The 23,065-nt window shown below is 44.0% G+C and carries 18 protein-coding genes and 1 riboswitch; of the genes, 3 read left to right on the forward strand and 15 right to left on the reverse strand.

Going from position 1 to position 23,065, the window contains the following annotated elements:
- Positions 1 to 148: 148 nt before the first annotated feature.
- Complete coding sequence (locus tag DESME_RS13355; RefSeq protein ID WP_006715739.1) at positions 149 to 1,081, forward strand: metallophosphoesterase; 933 nt, start codon at positions 149 to 151, stop codon at positions 1,079 to 1,081.
- Between the two features lie 100 nt (positions 1,082 to 1,181).
- Here DESME_RS13355 and DESME_RS13360 read toward each other — a convergent pair whose 3' ends face one another.
- From DESME_RS13360 to cshA, 13 genes are all read right to left on the reverse strand, one after another.
- Positions 1,182 to 2,513 (reverse strand): acetyl-CoA hydrolase/transferase family protein, encoded by a 1,332-nt coding sequence (locus DESME_RS13360; RefSeq protein WP_006715738.1) that lies wholly within the window; start codon positions 2,511 to 2,513, stop codon positions 1,182 to 1,184.
- Positions 2,514 to 2,548: 35 nt separating this feature from the next.
- On the reverse strand, positions 2,549 to 3,727 hold the full coding sequence (locus tag DESME_RS13365; RefSeq protein ID WP_006715737.1) for a thiolase family protein: 1,179 nt from the start codon (positions 3,725 to 3,727) through the stop codon (positions 2,549 to 2,551).
- 411 nt (positions 3,728 to 4,138) lie between these two features.
- A complete protein-coding gene (locus DESME_RS15755; RefSeq protein ID WP_006715736.1) occupies positions 4,139 to 4,993 on the reverse strand; it encodes a cell wall hydrolase in 855 nt (284 codons plus the stop codon).
- A gap of 78 nt (positions 4,994 to 5,071) precedes the next feature.
- Complete coding sequence (locus DESME_RS13375) at positions 5,072 to 5,392, reverse strand: MazG-like family protein (protein ID WP_006715735.1); 321 nt, start codon at positions 5,390 to 5,392, stop codon at positions 5,072 to 5,074.
- A 29-nt stretch (positions 5,393 to 5,421) separates the two neighbouring features.
- The gene (locus tag DESME_RS13380) at positions 5,422 to 7,164 is read right to left on the reverse strand and encodes a S41 family peptidase (RefSeq protein ID WP_006715734.1); all 1,743 of its coding nucleotides are present in this window, start codon (positions 7,162 to 7,164) and stop codon (positions 5,422 to 5,424) included.
- A 101-nt stretch (positions 7,165 to 7,265) separates the two neighbouring features.
- Positions 7,266 to 7,634: a response regulator gene (locus DESME_RS13385; protein ID WP_006715733.1), complete on the reverse strand. Its 369-nt coding sequence runs from the start codon at positions 7,632 to 7,634 to the stop codon at positions 7,266 to 7,268.
- Positions 7,635 to 7,822: 188 nt separating this feature from the next.
- Positions 7,823 to 8,968, reverse strand: coding sequence for an A/G-specific adenine glycosylase (gene mutY, locus DESME_RS13390; RefSeq protein WP_006715732.1), 1,146 nt, complete (start codon positions 8,966 to 8,968; stop codon positions 7,823 to 7,825).
- A 46-nt stretch (positions 8,969 to 9,014) separates the two neighbouring features.
- Positions 9,015 to 11,858, reverse strand: coding sequence for an EAL domain-containing protein (locus tag DESME_RS15450; RefSeq protein WP_006715731.1), 2,844 nt, complete (start codon positions 11,856 to 11,858; stop codon positions 9,015 to 9,017).
- A gap of 182 nt (positions 11,859 to 12,040) precedes the next feature.
- Positions 12,041 to 12,235, reverse strand: a complete 195-nt coding sequence (locus DESME_RS13400; protein WP_006715730.1) for an aspartyl-phosphate phosphatase Spo0E family protein — start codon at positions 12,233 to 12,235, stop codon at positions 12,041 to 12,043.
- Between the two features lie 279 nt (positions 12,236 to 12,514).
- A complete protein-coding gene (locus DESME_RS13405; protein ID WP_006715729.1) occupies positions 12,515 to 13,882 on the reverse strand; it encodes a PFL family protein in 1,368 nt (455 codons plus the stop codon).
- 565 nt (positions 13,883 to 14,447) lie between these two features.
- On the reverse strand, positions 14,448 to 14,747 hold the full coding sequence (locus DESME_RS13410) for an ACT domain-containing protein (protein WP_006715728.1): 300 nt from the start codon (positions 14,745 to 14,747) through the stop codon (positions 14,448 to 14,450).
- Positions 14,748 to 14,880: 133 nt separating this feature from the next.
- Positions 14,881 to 14,972, reverse strand: a riboswitch (glycine riboswitch).
- A 180-nt stretch (positions 14,973 to 15,152) separates the two neighbouring features.
- A complete protein-coding gene (locus tag DESME_RS13415) occupies positions 15,153 to 16,943 on the reverse strand; it encodes a cell wall-binding repeat-containing protein (RefSeq protein ID WP_006715727.1) in 1,791 nt (596 codons plus the stop codon).
- A 184-nt stretch (positions 16,944 to 17,127) separates the two neighbouring features.
- Complete coding sequence (gene cshA, locus DESME_RS13420; RefSeq protein ID WP_006715726.1) at positions 17,128 to 18,621, reverse strand: degradosome RNA helicase CshA; 1,494 nt, start codon at positions 18,619 to 18,621, stop codon at positions 17,128 to 17,130.
- A gap of 308 nt (positions 18,622 to 18,929) precedes the next feature.
- On the opposite strand from cshA, the gene DESME_RS13425 reads away from it, so the two are divergent.
- Together DESME_RS13425 and DESME_RS13430 are read left to right on the forward strand one after the other, a co-directional pair.
- The gene (locus tag DESME_RS13425) at positions 18,930 to 19,418 is read left to right on the forward strand and encodes a hypothetical protein (protein ID WP_006715725.1); all 489 of its coding nucleotides are present in this window, start codon (positions 18,930 to 18,932) and stop codon (positions 19,416 to 19,418) included.
- A gap of 515 nt (positions 19,419 to 19,933) precedes the next feature.
- On the forward strand, positions 19,934 to 20,269 hold the full coding sequence (locus tag DESME_RS13430; protein WP_006715723.1) for a cupin domain-containing protein: 336 nt from the start codon (positions 19,934 to 19,936) through the stop codon (positions 20,267 to 20,269).
- On the opposite strand, the gene DESME_RS13435 is transcribed toward DESME_RS13430, so the two are convergent.
- Together DESME_RS13435 and larAH10 are read right to left on the reverse strand one after the other, a co-directional pair.
- Positions 20,259 to 21,674: a sodium:solute symporter family protein gene (locus DESME_RS13435; protein ID WP_006715722.1), complete on the reverse strand. Its 1,416-nt coding sequence runs from the start codon at positions 21,672 to 21,674 to the stop codon at positions 20,259 to 20,261. The two genes, DESME_RS13430 and DESME_RS13435, sit on opposite strands and share 11 nt — an antisense overlap.
- Positions 21,671 to 22,957 carry an NPN-dependent 2-hydroxyacid racemase, LarAH10 family gene (larAH10, locus tag DESME_RS13440; protein WP_006715721.1) on the reverse strand — a complete coding sequence of 429 codons (1,287 nt, stop codon included), beginning with the start codon at positions 22,955 to 22,957 and terminating at the stop codon, positions 21,671 to 21,673. The genes DESME_RS13435 and larAH10 overlap by 4 nt, the downstream gene beginning before the upstream one ends.
- Between the last annotated feature and the right edge of the window lie 108 nt (positions 22,958 to 23,065).

A 23,065-nucleotide genomic window follows, 5' to 3' on the forward strand; every position in this document is an offset into this window, starting at 1 on the left:
TATACCCCTCCATTTCGGTCACTCTTTCAAAACATAATATGTCAAATTCAGAAATTTGGTTCTCCCTAGTTTGGCACTCTCCGTTCTGGTATGTTAACATCATATTTAAAGATAGATTTACACCTATTTCGAGTGAGGAGTTTTGTTAATGGAAAGATCCCCAGAAAAATCTCCAAAAACGATAACCCGTCGTAGTTTCTTACAAGGGCTAGGAGGCATATTCGCTAGTCATTGGGCTCTCTCCAGTACTGTAGCTGGAGGAGCGGGAATTTTAGCCCGGGCAGAACATGATACACGCACTCTAAAAAAAGAATTTTGGGATTTATCCTATCCTACTCTCCCCGCTGCACTCGACGGGAAACGTATTGTTCAACTTTCCGACCTTCACCTTGAACAACTTTCCCTAAGCTCAACCTTCCTACAAACTGAGGTAAATGCTCAAAATCCGGATCTTCTTGTACTGACCGGGGATCTCATTTCCGACCGGTCTGACTTAGACAAAGTCTCCGCATACCTGCAACCCCTCAAAGCACGGTTCGGTAAGTATATGGTCATGGGGAATAATGACTATTCTCATTTCTCACGAACCCTTTTTAATCGCTACATCGAACTTCTTCAAGGAATCGGTTGGATTCCACTGATCAATGATGCTGAACAGCTCAAAAATTTAGACCTCTGGGTAATTGGGGTCGATGACCCTGCAACCGCTCATGATGATGTTACCCAGTCGTATGATAAATTAGCTAAAAGGGCTTCCTCAGAAGCTCCCTTTCGTCTCGTCCTCTCCCACTCTACCGATTCCCTTGATGACATCGCTAAGTATGGCGCTGATCTTCTTTTGACCGGACATACTCATGGAGGGCAAATCCGGATTCCCGGAATGAAACCCCTCATAACAAATACTTATCTTGGGGATAAAGGCATCTACGAAGGATACCACGTAATCCAAGGAGTCCCCCTCTACATCAACCGAGGAATTGGAGAAAGCGGAATTCCTCTCCGTTTTAACGTCCCGCCAGAAATCGCGATCTTCACCTTATATAAAGGTCAGGCTGAACCCGTTCACGTGACAAGATCGTAAAAAAAGCTTCCAGTGCAAAGTCTCATTTTGTAATGAAACTTTACCTGGAAGCTTCTTTCATTTAACGATTACTTACTCTAGCGCGTATGACGCATTTTCCTTAGTGCTTATTACTACGACGCCAAATTCCGATTTTTTCAGCCTCTTGGATCAATTCTTCCCGGAAGTCAGGATGAGCGATCGAAATCAGAGCTTCAGCACGTTGCCATGTTGACAATCCCTTCAAATTCACAATCCCATACTCAGTCACCATGTATTGAACAAGGGCACGATGCGTAGTGACTACTCCTCCTGGAGTAATAATCGGGTTAATTCTTGAGTGAAGTTCTCCATTCTTTTTAAAGGTCGATTCCATAGCCATGAAGGATTGGCCGCCCTTTGAATGATAGGAACCAAAGGCAAAATCGAACTGTCCGCCTGTTCCACTAATATGACGCGTTCCTGAGGATTCTGAAGCAACTTGACCTGTCAAATCGATTTCAATACAGTTGTTAATTGAAACCACTTTATCATTTTGAGCAATGATAAACGGATCATTGACATAATCAACAGGATAGGTCGCACACTGGGGATTATTGTTCAAGAAGTCATACGTCTTCTGGGTACCAAAACCAAACGTATATGTTACTTTATACCTATCAATGTTCTTTCTAGCCCCTGTTACACGTCCTGACTCCACCATGTCAACCATGGATTCCGTGAACATCTCGCTATGAAGACCTAGATCTTTTAAATCCGATTGAGCAATCATCCCACCCACTGCATTAGGCATACCACCAATGCCGAGCTGGATGCAACTGCCGTCTTCGAGTAACGGCATGATATACGAAGCAATTTTCTTTTCAATTTCTTTCGGTTCACCGCTCGGGACCTGGAACATTGGCCAGTTTGCTTCGACAACATAATCTACTTCTGAAATATGAATGCTTTCTTCTTTTCCTCCAAGACACTTTGGCATATTCGGGTTGACTTCTAAAATGACGATTTTAGCTTTTTCACAAACGGCATGGGTATGAGAGACTTGCATACCGAAATTAAAATATCCATGCTCATCCATCGGCGTAACGGGAATCATCGCAACATCAACATCCAGGAAGCGACGATAAATACCTGGAACCTCGTGATAAAGCATTGGAATATACCAAGCAGAGCCTTGATCATGAAGTTTACGGTCGATACCGCTAAAATGCCAGTTATTAAAGATAAAGTGTTCAGCCTCTGGATCAACTTTTACAACTTCAGGCACACGCAAGGAAGTAAAAGTACGGATATTTACATCATTCAGTTCTTCTTTACGCGCTGCTAATGCTTTGTCAAGTTCTACGACTTGACCCGCAAATGAACCATAATCCACCCAATCCCCGGATTTAACAACACGAACGGCTTGCTCAGGAGTGACCAATTTCTTTTGATATTCCTCATTTAAACTCATCTAACCCATCCTCCCATTTGCTGTTTTTAATCTTTCTATAGAAGCTCGACAATTGTAGCAACTGCCGGACCGCCCCCCGCACATAATGAAGCACAACCATAACGAACCTTGCGGCGTCTCATTTCATTCAAAAGTGTGACAATAAGACGCACCCCTGTAGCTCCAACGGGATGTCCCAGGGAAATTCCAGATCCATTGGCATTAACCTTATCCATGCTGAGTTTAAGTTCACGGTTAACTGCTAGGAACTGGGATGCAAATGCTTCATTCAATTCCCAGTATTCAATATCGTCAAGCTCTAAGTTCGCGAACTTCAAAGCTCGCTTAACCGCAGGCACCACGCCGATTCCCATAATTTTGGGATCTACCGCTGCTGAAGCCGTGGATAGAATCTTGGCCAAAGGTTTAAGTCCTAACTCCTCTGCCTTCGCAGCACTCATGAGGATCAGAGCAGCTCCCCCATCATTTAACCCTGACGCGTTGCCAGCCGTAACCGTCCCATCTTTTTTAAAAGCAGGCTTGAGCTTGGCTAAGCTTTCAGGACGTGTTGACGTGTTGGGATGCTCATCGGTTTTTATTTCTTCAAGTCCCTTTTTAGTCCTAATTTCAATTGGGACGATTTCGTCTGTAAATTTTCCTTCTTCTATTGCTTTCAACGCACGCTGATGACTTAAATAAGCCAGTTCATCCTGTTCTTCTCGCGTAATGTTATACATTTCTGCTAAGTTTTCAGCCGTCATTCCCATATGATAGTCGTAAAACGCATCGTTCAACGCATCATGGAGCATCGCGTCAACCACTTCGCCATTTCCCATACGATAACCACTCCGTGCCTTGGGTAAAAGAAATGGAATATTAGACATACTCTCCATACCTACGGCAGCCCCGATTTCAACCTTGCCCAGAGCAATCTCCTGGGCTAGGATTTCCATTCCCCGCATGGATGAAGGGCATAATTGGTTAACCGTTACACCGACCGTTTCCAAAGGGCAACCCACTTTTAAGGCAACCTGACGAGCTGGATTTCCCTTTAACCCCGCTTGAAAAACGTTTCCAGCAACAACCTCTTCGATCTGTGAAGCATCCATTGATACTTTCACTAAAGCAGCTCTCAAGGCTGCTACGCCCAGTTCAATTGCAGAAACACTCTTAAGTGCACCAAGATAATCACCAATCGGCGTACGTGCAGTGCTAACAATGACAACATCCTGCATTCGAATCCCCCTCCTCAGCCTGCACTTTTTGTAATTTTAAAACGATATTTTACTTTATGTATTGCAAGACATATGCCAATTTTCCGAAAATTCTGGTGTAGTTTTTCACATGCTCCCAAACCCCTATAAATATACAGTTCTCTGTTCCTAAATAAAAATGATTAGAATATGCTGAGAATTTGTAAAAAAATGCACTATTACGCGAGACTGTCTCCAAATTTCTACAGTAATATTTCAAAATAATAGGGAAGGGCTTGCAAATAGCTAACCTATCCCCTCCTTATCAATTCTGAAGAGAATGTCTATATTTATAGACATAAATTCTCAATTTATAGACATCTTGAGAAGAAAAGCTCTACATCATAATGACCCTTAGATCATGACGCAGAGCTTAGCTTATTCATTATCTTTTTAAATACTAAACGTATGGTTCCCTATCTGTTTAATCACTGCGCGACTCTTAATCCAGCGATCTGTCGCCGTCCTAGGATTAAAGTAATAAAGCGCGCCTCCGGTCGGATCCTCACCCGCTAAAGCAGCCTCTGCCGCCCGGTAAGCTTCTTCATCGGGAGTGAGATGAATTTGCTTATCAATAACAGCCGTAAATGCCCCCGGCTGATAAACTACGCCATGAAGCGTCTTGGGGAAACCTGAACCCTCGAGTCGGTTGAGCACAACAGCTCCCACGGCCACTTGTCCTTCAAAATTCTCACCGCGCGCCTCCGCATAAATTACGCGAGCTAACAAATCGATATCAGCTTGTGAAACTTTAACCTTTGGCGTCTTCTCCTCCGGCTTTTCTTCCTTCACAACGTATTCCTGCGCAACGTGTTTCTTCGCATCTTGTTCCAGAAAATTTTGTTTCTTCGCATCGTGATCCTTTAGACTTTCTTCCAAAGTGCGTTCCGGAGTCTGTTGTCCTCGGGAAAGGTGAAGAGAATTCTCACTCACGTTTGCGGATCCCTGACTAATACTATCTTCCATCATAATCTCGACCGTTATGACTCCCTCGACGGTTTGAGCTTGACTAGAACTGAGCGACAGTCCCTGACTTAGCACCGAAAACAGACTGTTCACTTGTGCCTGATCTGGCACTTGGGATTGTATTTTAAGTTTTTGGGGTTTCTCTACCTTGGTAGCTAACTGTTCCATCCGTTCACTACCCATTTGTCCACTTACAGGATAAATCGTGCTTTGCCAGAAAAATAACACAAGCACCCCGCATAAGAACATTGCCGAGGATTTCCGGCATCGTCGGTGTGGCAAAAAAAATCACCTCTTCAGTAAGAATTATTTCTATTCTTTCCCAAAGACAGTGATTTTTATAACTCTTGAATTTTTTCCTTAATCGCAATACCCTTTTTTTCGTAATTTTTGAACATGCTCTTCAAGAATTTCTTCAAGATCAATCCCATATTGTTCCTCTAAAACGAACATCATCGTCACCGCAGTTTGAGCCACATCGACGAGCTCTTGAGCCACCATATGCATAGCTTCAGCATCTTCCACCCGTAATCGCTCGCCACTCAACCCTCGAAATTTCCCTATGGCTTGAGCCAGTTCCCCTGACTCTTCCATAATCTTTAAAGCTGTACTCTCTAGTGATGGACTGAGCCGATTTAACCGCGGTAATGTCACCGTTTTTGAACGCCGAAGTTCTTCCATAGTTTACCCTCCTTGGCCTGGCCGTTTCTTCAATTTTTGATGGGGATATCCATAAGGGCTTGCCCGTAATCAGGCAATGGATACAGCTCGCTCTGAGGCTTCTGAGGCTTCTGAGATTGACTCGCTTGAACTTTGAGCGATGAACTCTCTGCAGCCACAGTTTGAACCACAGCTATGGCCCCTTCCTGTAAGTCGACCCCTTGCTCACCCTGAATCGTGCGATGCGTTACTAACCAGTAGGTTTTTCCGGATTGCAGAAGATCGCTTGGGATAACCTGAAGCTCATGATCACTGAGCGGAACAAATTCGAGCGGTACACGTTGCCCACTCTCTTTCTCGATGAGTTCCAAGCTATCCGCCGTCACAGTTTGCCAGTTGATTGGGCTTGTAAATTTAACGGTGAACTTCTTATCCAGCGGGACTTCTTGTAACCCGTTTAGTTCTCGATAATTCGGATAGAAAAGAGGCCACCCCTTCTCTTTTTCAACCTCACTCACATTGATCCGCTCTTGCCCCATCCCGATTTGGACGTTCGCAGTGTTGATCGTCGCCATTAAGTCAGCATAGGCTCGCCAAAAATCAGGAGTTCTAGCCTGTTCTAAAGAAATATCCCAGTACTTCCCGTCGGCAAAAATCCGAACGTATTTATTCTGCCGTGTATTTTCTTCAGAACCTCCCGTACTCACCAGAAGAAGCTCCGCTGCTTTTTCCGAATCTGAATTCACAATTTTGATATCCGGGCTAACCCCTACTCCGTTAATTTCATGTCCATAAGGAGAAAAGAACTTAGCAATCGTCATCTTGAGCACGCTTCCATCGGATAAAGGAAACATCGTCTGAACTGAACCTTTGCCATAGGTCCGGTTCCCTAGGATCGTCGCTTTGTTGTAATCCTTAACGACGCTCGTCAGAATCTCCGAAGCGCTCGCACTATTCTCATTGGTCAAAAACATCGTCGGTTCACTCAAGGTAACCTCTTGTTTGACCCCAGGATAAGTCACGTATTCTCCGCTTCTATCCTTTGTTTGTAAGGCTGTCTGCTCTCCAATAAAATATCCTGACAAACTTAAGGCTGTGCTCAAATACCCTCCGGGATTATCTCGCAAGTCGATGATCCACGCTTTCGCTCCTTTTCCCTTAAGCTCCTTGACAACCTGATCAAATCCTGCCGGCGTCGTAGCCCCAAACGTATGAATGGCGATATATCCAATTTTATCTTGAACAAGGTTTCCTTCAACGGTCGGAATTTCTATGGCACGACGCATAACCGTTAAATTCAAAGTCGTCCCACCCCGTTGCACCGATATCTGAACTGAACTTCCATCTAGTCCCCGCAAAAGACCCACAGCTGTTTCCTGGGGGAGCCCCGCTAAAGCTTGTCCATCAGCCTCGGTAATAAGATCACCCGCCTGGAGTCCAACCTCTGCAGCCGGAGAACCTGCCATCACAGAAGTAATCCGAATCCCTTCCGGAACGAGTTCAATATAAACTCCAATCCCGGAAAACGTCATATCCATTGAGTTGATAAACTTTTGATACTGATCTGCAGTGAAATAGATTGTATGCGGATCCCCAAGTTTCTGTAACGTTTCTTCAATACTTGGCGCTGTTAAGACCTCACTCGATACCGGGTCAACATATTGATTCTGGAGAAGCGTCCTCACTTCAGGGAGTGTATTTTCTACTGCCAGAACTGGAGTTGTGAGAAGTAAACTCATCGATAACACTAAAGCTACTGCTGTCTTTATTTTAAAATTCCATCTAAACATCATCTTTTCCCCGTCCTCTCTTCCTTCCTTGATTCGACATCAATCGCCTGATTCCTGTCATAAACTAATCCATCAAGGAAATAGAGACCCGAGAAAACCCCTACTTAGACTAACCCCAAAGCCCCTCGAATATTGAGAAGAAGTGTGTTCGAAGCGATCGGCTTTGTTAAAAAGGAATAAGCACCCGCTTTCCGGGCTTGTTCTTCCCATTGCTGCTCCCCGCCAACCATTATCACGGGAATAGCTTTTGACCGCTCATTCAACTTCAAGAGCGTAAGAATCTCAAGACCCGTCAAAACAGGCATTTGCCATTCTAGAATAATAAGAGAGGGTTTATCGTCAGAAAATGATAACCTCAAGCCCTCATCTCCTGAAGATGCCGCTTTTGTTACAAACCCACTATTCTGCAAGATTTCCTGGAGACGCATTCGCGTAGAATTCTCTTGTTCGACAACGAGTAAATACCCGGACATTAATGTTTACCTCACTTCATTCAACTCTTAATCTTCTGCGCAGTTTGAATATCGTTTCATTATTCGGAACATCGTTTTGCGAATAGTTCAAAAAAAATAAAAGATTCTAACGCACTTTTTCTATTTTAATCCATATCGCCTTGTTTTTCAAACAATAATTAACATTTATGGTGAATATATTTCATCATTTATAATTCTTGGATTAGCACTTTTTGAAAAGCTACAGGAAACGCAATTTTCTCGAGCTCTTCCCGGCTAACCCAACGCATACCCTCTTGGGGTTGTAGCTCTTCAGAGCAGTCTAAAACGATCCAATACATTTCCCAGCGTCGATGACTAAAAACATGATAAAGAGGACCCTTGACTTTTAAGTGTTGTTCCAGCTGGTACCAGACATTCTGATCCTGTACGCGGTCCCAGATCACACGCTGATAGAGCTCATACCAAACCTTCGTATCCAAGACTACAGAATGAGCATTCTCAAAGAACTCCGCAACCGCTGCAGGCCAAGTTTGCTCCGCCCATGCTTTCCTATCCTGCTGAAAAATTTCTTCCCCAGGAAACTCCCAAAGATTCGCTAAGAGCCCCTCCGCAGGTCGCTTGTTGATAAGGAATCGATCTCCCTTTCGAAGGACCAGCGTTAAACGTAAAGATTCGGTCACCCGTTGTTGCCCTTGTTTCACTGGAAAAGCAAGCTCTTGCGCCAGCTCATGAGCAGCGCACGCTCTGTTTAACGGGCAGTCTTCGCATTTGACGATTTTCGGAGCACACAAAGTCGCTCCTAATTCCATTAACGCCTGATTAAAATCACCCGGATAATCGCTGGGCTGACAATCCTCTAGAACCTCACGAAAAAAACGACGGCTCTTCACTCTCCCCGTCGGTTCCTCCCAAGCCAGGATCCGCGCCAGAACCCGGTTAACATTTCCGTCAATGGCCGGTACTCTTTCCCCAAACGCAATACTAGCAATCGCCCCAGCCGTATACTCACCCACCCCTGGAATTTTCAGCAATCCCTCATAATGTTCCGGAAACTTCCCGTCGCTATTGTCTAAGATAAAGCGGGCGCCCTCCCAAAGATGACGAGCACGTGAGTAGTAACCGAGTCCTCTCCACATTTCCAGAACTTCTTCAAGTTCAGCCTGTGCTAAACTCTGAACTGTAGGGAACCTCTCCAGGAAGGCAAGATAATAAGGGATAACCGTTTTGACTTGAGTCTGCTGCAACATCACTTCAGATATCCAAATAGCATACGGATTCTTCGTCTTTCGCCAAGGCAAGTCTCGTTTAACCTTCCAAAACCATTGTAAAAGAGACTCCGACCAAACATCCATTAACGACTACTCCTTTATTCAAATTAAAAAATAGGAGAAAGTCTCCTTACGCGAATGAAACTTTCTCCCTCTTCAAATATTGCTCAATTTCTACCGGTGGACGAGGTTTACTATAGAAGTAGCCTTGAATCTCATCACAGTTTTTATATTTCAGAAAATCCAATTGTCCTTCTGTTTCCACCCCTTCAGCAATAACCGTCAAATGGAGGTTATGGGCCAACTGAATAATGGCAATAACAATAGCCTCCCCATTTTCATCCCTTCCGATATCTTGAACAAAAGATTGATCAATCTTTAACGTATCAATAGGAAGTTTCCGTAAGTAATTCAAGGACGAATAGCCTGTCCCAAAATCATCAATCGCAATAGTCACACCGAGTTCCTTCAAGCGCTTCAATTGTTTAATCGAACTTTCGACGTTTTCCATTGCAATGCTCTCTGTAATCTCAATCTCGAGCCACTGCGGATCCAAGCCGGTTTCCTTTAAAACCTCAGCAATGCTCTCAATGAACATCGGCTCACGGAATTGGCGGGCCGAAATATTCACCGAAATGGACTGAGGGGGATACCCCATCTCCTGCCACTTCAAATTTTGATCACAAGCACAGCGCAACACCCACGCCCCAATTGGGACAATCAATCCGGTTTCTTCAGCAATGGGAATAAACACTGCCGGCGACACACTCCCTTGGATCGAAGAATTCCAACGAAGAAGAACCTCCAACCCCTTAATCCGGCCTGTCCGAATATCAACTTGAGGTTGATAATGCAGGGAAAGCTCTTCTCGTTCCAGCGCCCTGCGCAAATGATTACCTAAGGCTAGCTTTTCTTGGATCTTATCATCAAGCTTACGTGTAAAGAATTGATAATTATTACGCCCCAGCTCCTTAGCATAATACATCGCTGTATCCGCTTGTTTGAGCAACGTTTCTTGATCTTCACCATCATCAGGGAAAATACTGATTCCTAGGGTTGGTGTAATAAACACCTCATTCTCTTCAATATAAAAGGGCATCGCAAAGGCGTGGATAATTTTCTCGGCGATCAAGCTTGCCTCTTCAGGTTGCTTCAACTCGGATAAAAGAATAACAAACTCATCGCCTCCTAGACGTCCAAGCGTCCCTTCCATACATAAACTTGCGATTCGATTCGCGACGAGTTTCAACAACTGATCTCCTACATTATGCCCTAAGCTATCATTGATCAACTTAAACTGATCAAGATCTAGGAAGAGGACAGCGCATTTATGCTGTTCAATCTGGGCCTGCTTAAGCGAACTGTCTAAAAGGCTTTTAAAATAACACCGGTTTGGCAACTCGGTCAACGCATCATAGTGGGCCTGATTCCAGATCGCCTCTTCAGCCTGTTTCCTTTCAGAAATATCTCGAACCACACCAAGCGTCACGGATTGGCCGTTGAGATTGGCACTGGCTAAACTTATTTCGACCGGAAAGTTTTCCTTATCTTTAGTAAAATGAATCGCTTCAAATCGAACTTCCTCTTTTCCTTCTCGAAGAAAGCGTTCAAAATGCGACTCCTTCTTCAGCGCACCAAGGTCTCGAATGTTTAAACTTAAAAGTTCCTCACGCTTAAAGCCATACATCGTCTCAGCCGATTCATTCGCATCAATAATTTGACCCTCTGTGTCAATGAAAAATATAGAATCATTTACCTGTTCCGCCAAAATACGAAAACGTTCTAAATGCTCCCGTTCTTCGGCATAAGCAAATGCAAGTGCTAACTGATGTGAAAAATGCGAATAAAGCGTCCTGCGTCTGGAATCAAAATAGTCCGGAATATCTGAATAAAGAACAAAAACTCCCAAAATCGTTTCCTCATGAAGCAGTGGGAATGCAGCAACTGAACAAATGCTACTCCCCTCAAAATCCTTCCAAACCTGATAAGCTGGATTCCCTTCCACGGATAACGTTTGAGGTGTACCTAATCGTATTGCTCTGCCGGCAGCGCCCTCACTATATTCCGAATCATCCCAGCGCACCACTAAATGGTCCAAGGCCTCAATTCCAGCATGGGCTATGAAGTCAACTCGCCCATCCTCCTCTTTAGAACCCACCCAAACGTAACTAAAGTCCAGTTTTTCGACCAATTCCAGACAGAGTGATTTAGTAATCGTCTCAAGAGGAATCTTTGAAAGGACCATTTGGTCAATGTCATTAAGAATTGCCGTTTTAATCTCTGATCTTTTTTCCTCAGTATGATCAACTAGTGTGAGGACCATCTCCTCTTCCCCTGTCTCCAAATTCTCAAGGGGATCATAATTAACCAACAGCCAGAGTTTATGTCCACTCTTCTGGATGACTTCAACTAGGCAATTTCGCTCAGAATCCAAGGTATGTAGGCATTTCTGAACCAATTCATCCCAAGATAATTCTATTCCGTCGACACGGAATTTCGGGCCTGACTCGAGCTCTAATAAACGTCTGGCCGAGTTATTAGCATGAACTAATTGGCCTTCCTGATTAAGCACCAAAATTCCGCTTGAGACCCCTTCATAGACTCCTCGATAATAGGTTTCCCGCTCCTGAAGTTCGTCAAATTGCTGTCTTAATTCTTCCTCAGTTGCCACAAGTTCCTCATGTGTCGCTCCGAGTTCCTCATGAACCGTTTCTAATTGGGAATAACTTTCATATAGTCTTTTTTCTGAGTCCATCAAGGATTGAACAGAACGATTGATCATTCCATATAAAAGTAAAGAAGTCACTACGACGTACGCCCATCCTTTTTCCGTTTGCACCCATGTTAACATCTCTTGATCAAACCCCAGCATTTTAAGGAATTGGTCGGAAAAAAGGATCCAAGCGCCTCCTATGACAGCGTAAATTATCGTAATTTCTAGGGGAGTTTTATCCTTGAACTTTTTCTCTTCCATAGATAATCCTCCTTAAAAAATAGAACAATTCTAATTATACATATAAAACCCCCATAATTCCATAAAATCTTCCTAATTCCCTCAAAACATTTGATATTTTCCTAAATAAAGTAAGAAATCCAAGGCATTTCAAAAGTTCACTTGAAATTGCCTTGGATTTAGGGGGGATTTAGGGGAATAATTCATTCCCGTTTAATCAAGATAGTGTATAGATTCAACAATTGGTCAAGCTCCTGACTCATTTGAACCACTTCTGGATCAACAAGTCTCCGGCCATTGGCTAGGTTATAAAGCCGATTTCTCTGCTCATCAATTTGGCTCAATAGCTTGTCCGCTCGCATCAGTCTATCGCTTCCTTCTTCAAACGTCTCAGTCATGATATGCTTTCCCGCCCTTTCTGATAAGAGATGGGCTCAATTCCCTAGCCATATCCTAACCTAACCTAACCTAAATTTAATTAAATTATCTTAACCCGAGCCATTCAATTCTTACTCATTAAATAAACTCAATCTCCATATTTCTAACACAGTCTCTAAATACTTCCCTTTAATCCATATTGTACCATTATTTTTCCTCTTTTCCTAGTCACCTAAAGCAATTAAAAAGCCGATGCTCCTTCAAAAATCCGGAACATCGGCTCAAACTAACTCGCTATATTAATTCGACAAACTCGTGATTGGAGCAGGAATCCTGCCTCCCCGCCGTACAAATTTGCGCGCTGAAAACGGATTTACTTTGATAACAGGAGCCCCACCAAGCAAACCTCCAAACTCAACACGATCTCCTGCCTTCTTTCCTATTGCCGGGATCACACGAACCGCCGTCGTCTTCTTATTGATCATACCGATAGCAGCCTCATCCGCAATAATTCCAGCAATCGTTTCCGGTTCCACATCCCCTGGAATTGCAATCATATCCAGTCCCACGGAACAGACACAGGTCATCGCCTCTAACTTTTCGATAGTAAGCGCTCCCGTTTCTACAGCATAAACCATCCCCGCATCTTCCGAAACAGGAATGAACGCTCCACTTAATCCCCCAACATGGGAAGAAGCCATTGCTCCTCCTTTTTTCACGGCATCATTCAGCATGGCTAAGGCTGCCGTTGTCCCATGCGCTCCGCAACGTTCAAGACCCATGTTTTCCAAGATCTCCGCTACACTATCGCCAATCGCAGGCGTCGGGGCCAAGGACAAATCGATAATTCCAAACGGAGCGTTCAAGGCCTTCGAAGCTTCGCGTCCAATGAGTTCTCCAGCCCGTGTGATCTTAAACGTCGTTCGTTTAATTAGATTAGCCAGTTCGCTCAAATCCGCATCTGGATTTTTTTCGACCATTTTCGCCACAACACCAGGTCCACTCACGCCGACATTGATGACCACTTCCGGTTCACCCACTCCATGGAACGCTCCCGCCATAAACGGATTATCTTCCGGAGCATTACAGAATACAACGAGCTTAGCCGCACCAATTCCATCTTGATCCGCTGTAAGCCGTGCGCTTTCCAACACAACATGGCCCATTTTCAAAACAGCATCCATATTAATTCCAGCTTTAGTTGACCCAATATTAACTGAGGAACACACATACTCTGTCTCGGCTAGCGCTTGAGGAATCGCCGCGATAAGAGCCTCATCTCCCTTGGTGAAGCCTTTTTGGACAAGTGCTGAAAATCCGCCCAAGAAGTTAATCCCTACTGTTTTCGCCGCTCGATCTAGGGCTTTAGCAAGGCGTACCATTTCCTCTGGCTTAAAATTCGACCCTAATAGGGCCACCGGAGTCACCGAAACCCGCTTATTAACAATCGGAATTCCATACCGCGCCGCCAGTTCTTCCCCAACTTGAACGAGATTCTCCGCCCGGTGGGTAATTTTATCATAGACTTTCTGCTCCACGACTTTGATGTCATCTCCTGCACAATCGAGAAGTGAGATTCCCATCGTAATCGTACGAATATCTAAATTCTCCTGTTCAACCATCTCTAGTGTTTGCATAATCTCTTGGGGTGTTATATTTAGAGTCATTCCGTTCTCTCCTAACTTGTTAAGTTATTTGTAGTTTGTCTGGGTCGTGTAGCTTCCCGCACATCCGTTCACTTCGCGCTCCAGGGCTAGCACACGCGCTTCCGTAGCAGCTTCGCCAAACCCTTCTGCTTTCTGCATGTGAACCAGGTGGCTTCGCTATGCTACGGAAGCATCGTGCGCCGTCCCGCCCCTCCGCGAAATCGTTCACTCCTGTGCGGGAAGCTACTCTTGCAGGTCAATCTTCAAGCAATTCTTCGAAGCAAGTTACAATTACAGTTAGCGAGGACTCTGAGTGAGCATTGATCAAGCTTGGTCAAAATTGCTCTTACCTTTGCTTAACGAGTCACAAGGCCGAAACACTTCACTGGAGTGTTTCGCTCGCCGACACTGAGCCAAGGCGACGGCACAGGACGTGCCTAGTGCAGACTGCGCCATGGATGGCATAGCAGATCTGCGCGGCGAATTTGGAGGGCATTACGCAACTTGCATCCAGCAGTTATGCCCTTAGCTTGGTCTGCGAGCATACCTTCCGAGCGTCTGTAACGTAACTCTGCTTGCAAGAGCTTTAGATTCGATGCATAAAAGTAAAGACATCCTCATGCTGAGCTGTCACTTTGAGCCCGCGGCCTTCCCCTTCTTCGTTGAGCTTCTTCGAAAGTTCCCCGAGGGAAATCGAGGACTGACTCATATCAACCACCATCATCATGGTAAAAAAGTCGTGTAAAATCGTCTGGCTGATATCGAGAATATTTACCGAGTATTCCGCTAAACGCCCGGTCACCCAGGCAATAATTCCGATTTGATCCTTTCCGATCACTGTGACGATTACACGATTAGACTTTTCCTGAGTAAGACTGTTGCTCATTTTCTAGAACTCCCTTCAATTTTCCATACTTTTCATAGTTTTAGCATTTTGACTCTCTTCTCATCCTACTTTAAACGAATAACTCAATGAAAAAAGCCTCATCCTTAAGGATAAGACTCTGGAGAATTTCAGGCTAATACCCTCTGTCCTTTTGCCTGAGAGATTATGCAGCTTACGCTGTTTGCCCCTTCGGCGTCCTTATCGGAACTCTCCAGAGATCTGTCCACTTACAGTGAAGCGACTGCTCTCCTGCAAAGCATCATCCAGTTGTTTCATTATGAAATTAAGGTTTATTATATCGCAGAAGCATACCACATTTCAACAAAAAAGTGAATTCAGATCTATTGAAAAGAAATAAGATGAGGGGCGTTGCACGACCATAAGTTGTGTAACGCCCCTTTTGCTTTACTGCCGAGTAATTCCCTCTAATACAATAGAAGAATCGACCGTCAGATTTGCATCCTTATTCGCAATCATTTTAATAGCCGATCCCTCATTAAAGGTTACATTTGAGGGTGTAACTACCACGATCTGATCATAATTTCCCTTAAGCTCAACTTTCTGCTCAGGGTTCAGTGAAACAACATATAAGACAGGAATTCGATTCGGGCTTGTGTTGGTGACAACCCCTTCCACTACAGCCACCCCTTGATCATCGAAGGTCCCCTGAAGCTCAATATTCGGCTCCGTTTGTGCAAGCTTGCTAATAACAACTTTCCCAAAACTTCCACCAGATGCATCAAGTGTTGCCTGGGCACTGGCTACCGTGTTTTCGATAGTCGTTCCCGTAGTAACCGTTACGCCGACCTGACTTGTGCTTTCCACAATCAGCGTCGCGATCTCACTATTAGCAATCTGGATTCCATCGGGTCCGCCCGATAGAACTAAGATACTCTTCGCTTTAACGTTATCCATTCTAATTTCGCCTTGAGCACCAGGGTTGATTATGATCCCGCCCTGAACCGTAACATTTTTAAGGGTCACATTATTTCCCTCAATATACAGATTGTAAGGAGTACTTAGTCCATTTACCGTAACATTATTGCCTGTTACAACTCCATTATCGTTCAAAATCTCTGGCAGATTCGCTTGAGCAGAACCAACCATCGCTCCATCTTGTGCATAAAGGGCCATTGAGGACATATCCTCAAGCACTTGATCAGGAACAACGGGTTTACCCCCAAGCGCCACTAAATCAGCGGGCACAATCGGAAAGAAGTTCGTCTTAATGAAATCCCGAGTTCCTGCTGGTAAAGTTTGATTATCAATTAAAAAGATCGCTGAAGAAGTTTGAGATGCCAAAGATGATCCTGCTAAAGCATCGACAAGATTATTATCATTACCACTGGCTAAATAGAGTTTTTTCCCTTGAATTACCCCGGCAAAAGCTTCGATAATTTTTACATTGGTCCCAAAACGGTCGCTTCCTCCTAACCGTTTTGGATTCGTGAGCGCCTGTTCCACGACAGAACTCAACGCTCCCTCTCCTCCTAATACATAAGACTGTTTAATTTGCTTCGTCTTTAGATATTCTTTTACGCTTTGTGGGAGTTGATCGGCCTCCGAAAGAAAAATCGGTATTCCTTGACTTGCCGCAATTGCTGCCACCGATAACGCATCCGCATTATTATAGGCCGTACTCACGATCACTTGATCAAAACTACCCAACTCTTTCGCAATATTTAACGACGTTTCAAAGCGGTCTTGCCCCCCTAAAGGAACAACTTTAAGTCCGAGACCATTTTCGAGTGTATCAAGAACAGAGGATTTAATAACCCCACTACCACTTGTGACATAAACCGTCTTTACGCCCAGCCTTTTCAATTCTTTTTCGGTATAAGAATTAAGAGTATCTCCCTCTGTTAAAAGAATCGGAGCTTTTCGCAGATGGGCTAGCGGCGCGGCCGTCAAAGCATCGACTAAGTTTTCATCCATTCCAGCAGAAAGAACAGCATAATCGCTTGAATTATCCGCCCAACCCGCCTCAGCAATTTGTGCAGCCGTTTCATAACGGTCAACTCCTCCCAGCCTCTCGGCCGGGTCTTTAGGTAACTCACTCATTTTAAGTTGAGAAAGTGAAGTCAAGGTATTGGCAATACTATTCTCCTCAGCTAAAGCAGGACTTACCCAAATTGAACCTAATAACAACGTAACCGCAAGGATCGGCGCAACCTTCTTTGTAAACGTGGGCTTCATTCACATTCTCCCTTCAAATCTATAAATACACTTACCTGACAAGATTAAAAGAAAATGTGAAGCTTGTCATTATGAACTTAATGGTAAAACATTAAAAAAGCAGAAATTGCCTTCAAATAAATTTGAGACAATTTCTGCTTTTTAACCCTAAACGAAGGACATGTCCTCTTGTTTTACTGTTTATTTATTCTTTTGGAAAAGAACTTGGATTCCAACCGCTCCGTTTATTATCCCGTCTCCCACGGTCTTTACCAAAACCCCCACGATCGTTTCCAGAGCCTCGGTTATTACTACCACGACCCCGATCATTTCCTCGATACCCTCTTTGATCAAAAGGCCCTCGATGAGCCCCCTTTGAACGAAGCGGAGCAACATCCGTTAGGTGGACTTCTACTGCATCCGGTTCCTTCGTTAACATCTTAAGCGCTGCAGCTAACAAAGTCACCGAGTCCGTTTCTTCCAGCAGATCTGTTGCTAATCCTTTATAAGGGCTAAGGTCTTCTTCGTCAATAACACGCATTAACTTCTCCATCGTAATCCGTTGCTGTCCTTCGATCGCTTCAACCAAGGTCGGAATGGGTTTACGGATCATCTTCCGTTTCGTGAGCTGTTCAATCATGCGTAATTGTCCAATCTCACGAGGAGTCACGAAGGTTACCGCTAATCCGGTTTTACCTGCACGACCTGTTCGTCCGATTCGGTGAACATAGCTCTCTGGATCTTGGGGAATATCGAAATTATAAACATGGGTTACCCCACTAATATCCAAACCCCGTGCTGCCACATCCGTAGCCACTAAGATCTCAATCGTTCCTTCTTTGAACTGACGTAATACGCTATCCCGTTTACTCTGCGTCAAATCGCCATGAATGCCTTCCGCCGAATAGCCTCGTTTATTTAACCCTTCCGCAAGTTCATCAACCCGTCGCTTCGTCCGACCAAACACAATCGCGAGCTCTGGAGACTGCATATCTAAAAGCCGACAAAGGACATCGAATTTTTGTTTTTCTTGCACTTCAAGATAGTGTTGCTCAATATTAGCCACCGTCACTTCTTTTGCTTTAACACTAATAAGCTCCGGTTCTTTCATAAAGCGTTGGGCGAGATTCTGAATGCTTCTCGGCATCGTCGCCGAAAAAAGCAATGTCTGACGGTTTTCCGGGACTTCTTGTAAGATCGTATGAATATCTTCAACAAAGCCCATATTCAGCATTTCATCCGCCTCATCTAAGACGACAATCTTGATTTCGCTCAAGCGAATTGTTTTTCGTCTCATATGATCCATCAAACGGCCCGGTGTAGCCACAATAATTTGCGGTCTTTTCTTTAACGCCCGAATCTGACGGTCGATCTCTTGCCCTCCATAGATAGGCAAGGTTTGAATTCCTTTAAATTGTCCAATCTTATTGAGTTCCTCCGCAACCTGCACAGCCAGTTCACGAGTTGGAGACAGAACAATACCTTGAAGCTGTTCTGCACCAGCCTCTATTTTCTCCACCAAAGGTATGCCAAAGGCTGCTGTCTTGCCTGTCCCGGTCTGTGCTTGCCCGATCAGATCTTTTCCCTCAAGAGCTTTGGGAATTGTTTGTTCTTGAATCGGAGTTGCCTCTTCAAATCCCATATTTTCCACGGAGTGAAGCACTTGTTCACTCATACCTAATTCACGAAATAAAGCCATTTATTTTTCTCCCAACAAATTATATATTTACACGCTTTAGTTTAACCCAGCATCTCAAATCTAAAACGAGCATCGATAAAGAAACTTTTTATTCCAGAATAAGAAAACTGCGGGTTGCATTAGAGTTTATCAGCAGAAAACTTAAATTTTCTGTTAGAACAAAAAGAACATCACGAAAGATTGTTATCACTCTATTATCCTTTATTTTTACTTGAAACACAAGAATTAGTTATATTTAGGTTCATATAATTTATTGTTTTAGGACAACATATTTACGGTTTGGAAAAGTAAACTTCAGGAGGGTGATTATGAATACTAAGAAAGAGATGACGACATTAGAAAATCTTGCGGAAGTTAAAGCAGATATGGAGGTCGCTGAAGAATTAAGTGCTCTTAAACAACAATATGTTCAAATGCAACAAGCCATCTCTAGCTTACAATCAAATTTAGGATCGCAAAATGGTGGAATGGGGCAAGCTCAAGGTCAACAACAACTTACCCAATTATTTGGTCAAATGGATCAATTTAAAAATCAATCAAAACAAGAGCAATTACAAAGTTTTGATCAGTTACAACAAGCTATTCAAACAGCGACTCAATCTTTAAATCAAGCGAGTCAATCCATCCAGTCATCAAAAGCATTAACACAAATGAATGATTTTATAGAACAAGCTCAATCCCAGCTTCAGAATATGTCACAAAATCCGCAACAAATGGCTCAGGGCTCACAACAACAAATGAGTCAAGACTCGCAGCAAAAGGGTCAAGGCTCACAAATGGGTCAGAATCTCCAATAAAAAAATAACGTAAAGCGGAGCTGTCTCAAATAATGTCTAAGGACATTAAAGAGACAGCTCCTAATCTCTCCTACCTTATTGGGTTATGCTACGAAAAATTGTTTACTTTTAGTTTAAAAAGGGTTCAGGGAATCTCTTCCCAGAGAAACCCGCAAATGAGAATTAAACTTAAGAAGTTAGATTAAGAGAATTATTTGCTAAGAAGGAAGAATCCCGAACCCATTTTATCCTATTCTGAATAGCCTAACTTAATTAACGGTATTTCTTACCAGAGACAATGCAACCAAAATCCTGTTCGTCATGGCTAACGTTAAGTGCATCACTTCTTCCTACCACATTGTGTAGATTAATAAACAAAGCATAAGCTATATTGCTATCTTAATCCTTATCGGCTAGGTGTAATTTTCTAATACGAGAAAGGTATAATGAGGGCAAGAGTGATGCTAATCACACATTATTCCTAAAATATTAGCTAAAATAGATTTAACCGAATAGTAATGCATTGGAGGAAGAAAATGAATAACTTAATGAAAAACATTCAATTCTCGGAACCCCTAAATTTAACGGAATTAATAAGCTACCAAGAAGGTCAGGTCGTCAGCATGACTATCGCACAGATACCCGCAGTGAGTATTACTCTATTTTCCTTAGATAAAGGAGAAGGAATTAGTACACACATAACTGCAGGTGATGCCATGGTTCAAGTCATTGACGGAGAAGCAGAAATTACAATTGGGGAACACGTTCTTACTGTAAAAGCCGGTGAAACAGTAATAATGCCATCTAATATCCCTCATGGGCTAGAAGCTAAACAAAGATTTAAAATGCTGCTCACCGTCATCAAAGGTTAACAATTTCCGTTCCCGCTCGATCATGAATTCGCTTTGAATCAAAAAGGGGAACCCCTAAGAATGTTACGACACAAGTAATCCATTCTAAATAGATCACGTGCGGGAACACCCGAATCGCCGGTACAAACTGCCACAGCACTAACACCAGGATTCCTACCAGCGTGGTATAGAAAGCCGAGTTTTTACGAGCCATGCTCGGGAAAAACGTGGTGAATAAGAAGACTACGGTAAAGGCAGTGGTTAAACTTAGCCCAATCAAGAGCGTTTTGACAATGCCACTGACCGTCAAAGCTAAACCAAAAGTGAGCGCACCTAAAATAATAACCGCAATTTTGGTCACCTTTGTCAGCTTCTTATCCTCACACCCGGGGTTCAAAAACCGTTTATAAATATCCTGTGAAAAGAGCGTAGCCGAACCAAGCAATAAACTTCCTGCAGTCGAAACATCCGCTGCCCACAGTGCTGCTAACGTCACTCCTGCAATATAAGGATTTAAAGACATAATCATCTGCGGTAAAGCGAGTGTCGCACTCATTGAAGGAAACATGGCTTTTCCTGCAATGCCCATCAAAGCAGCAAGAAAACCAATTGGTAGCATGATTAAACCCCCGATGATAAAACCATTGCGAGCCGTCTTTGAATCTTTGGCGCCACATGCGATTTGTACCACACCCTGTGCAGAAAAACATTGCGTAACCATGACGGCAAACCAACTCGCAATCGCCATCCAGCCTAGACCGTCCACTAAATGAAAATAAGGCACTTCTTGAGGAACTTGCGCAGCTATAGCGCCAATTCCGCCCTGATTAGTGACCGTTATCACGGTGGCAATCCCAATCCCTACATAAATGAGAGCAACATTTAAGATATTAGAAAGCCCAGACGACCACATTCCTCCCACAAAGGTGATTCCGATGAAAACGAGGGCACTCGTGATCATGCCTGTGCGCAGGGTAAAAATCGAAGGGAGCATGGAAGCGAGGATAGCTCCACCCGCGAGATATTGCATCGAAGTTGTAACTAAAAGAATCGTGATTTGGCTCGCAACCGCAATGGCGCGTCCCTTGACATCATAAAACTTCTCAAACATCTCAGGTACAGTCGTCACATGAAGCTCACGGTATTTTCCCGCTGCGAGCAGACCCATAGCAATCGCACCTGCGCCCCAAGCCACATTATACCAACCTGCAGCTAACCCTACGTTATAGGCCTGCTCAGCAACTCCAATCGTGGAGGCCCCACCAATGGCTAACCCCGTAATCGAGACGGCGACCAAAGGAGTCGTCAACTGACGACCGGCGAGCAAATACCCCTCACTCCCCTTCGCCAGCTTTTTAGCATAAGCACTAATCGCAAAAAGAACAATAATATACAGCAAAACGATAATCAATGGAATATTAATCACTTATTACTACTCCCCTTCCAAAGCGGTATCGTTGCACCACCATAAGGCATCAAGATGATATCCTGCTGCTCTTGATCGACACCTGCACTCTTCAGCGCTTCCTCTAAGGAGTTAACCCCCACGATGCCCATCGGTTTGACCAGTTCAGGCGCAATCGTGGAACAAAGAACGACTTTAGCCTTACGAGCAGACTCCACAGCTGCATAAAAAATGTAGCCTGGAATCGTAAAATTCTTCCGTAAATCCGGATCTAATGTCCCTTTGAGGAGAGGATCACTCCAACCGAAAAATTCATCCGCTCCTGCACCATCTCGGCACTCAGCCAGCATCAAGATGGTCCCCCCGGGTTTAACCGCCAAGGCCGCATTGAATAGGGTTTTCGTCCCTTGATAGAGAGAAATATCTTTAGGGAAGCCTCCGCAACTTGCAATCACCAGGTCAGCTTGTTTAGCAATAGGAACTCCGAACTTTTCATCGGCCCAGCGACAGCCCTCTTCCCATGCCGTCAGCCAATGTCCACCGACTAAACGAGCAATTTTACCATTCGTATGAATAATCGCATTCACCAGAAAATCCGGATTAACCAGTTCAGCCGCATCGACCATATCTTGATGCAAAGGGTTCCCTTCTAAGGCTCCCACCCCAATTAGCGGATTAGAGCGTTCAGCATTAGGATCAAGCGAGTGTAAGTGGTTCTGAGCAATCGTCTTACGACTAGCTACTCCTGGGAGAATCGATTTCCGTCCCCCACCAAAACCTGCCATCAGGTGATGAACAATCCCCCCCGTCAGAATCACTTTGCGCTCCACAACCCACTTATTGACCACAACTTCCGTTCCCCGCGGGGTTATTCCGACATGAACTAAATCAGCCTGATCACAATCATGATCGACAACCTTGATTCGATTATACAGCGCTTCCCCTACGATTTTCTTGTGTTCGTCAGGGGTTTGCCCACGATGGGTACCCGTTGCGACCAAGATCAGAATATCCTGATCCGGAATTTCCAACTCATTCAACCGTTTCACGATAAAAGGAAGAAATTCATGGAGCTTCACAAGCCGTGTGACATCACTAACAACAATCGTCACTTTATCCCCGGCTTGAAAATGGGAGTTAAAAGGAAGCGTTCCCACAGGATGATCCAAAATCATTTGAACTTCCTTTTCCACATCTTCAACACATTGAATTTCCTGAGCGTTTAGCTCCTGAATAACGTTTTCTTGTTCTAAATTAAAGGTTAAATATCCTTCACCGTATTTAAGCTTGTACTCCTGTTTCATTTTAAAAAGCCTCCTGAATAAATAATAAAAGCACCCCAAAGGGGTGCCTAAAAGACAAGACTACACCTCCTACTATACTACCCTGATTTAGTTTCCCAAATCCTACAA

Origin of the sequence: Desulfitobacterium metallireducens DSM 15288, from assembly GCF_000231405.2 — a bacterium.
Classification (GTDB): Bacteria; Bacillota; Desulfitobacteriia; order Desulfitobacteriales; family Desulfitobacteriaceae; genus Desulfitobacterium_A; species Desulfitobacterium_A metallireducens.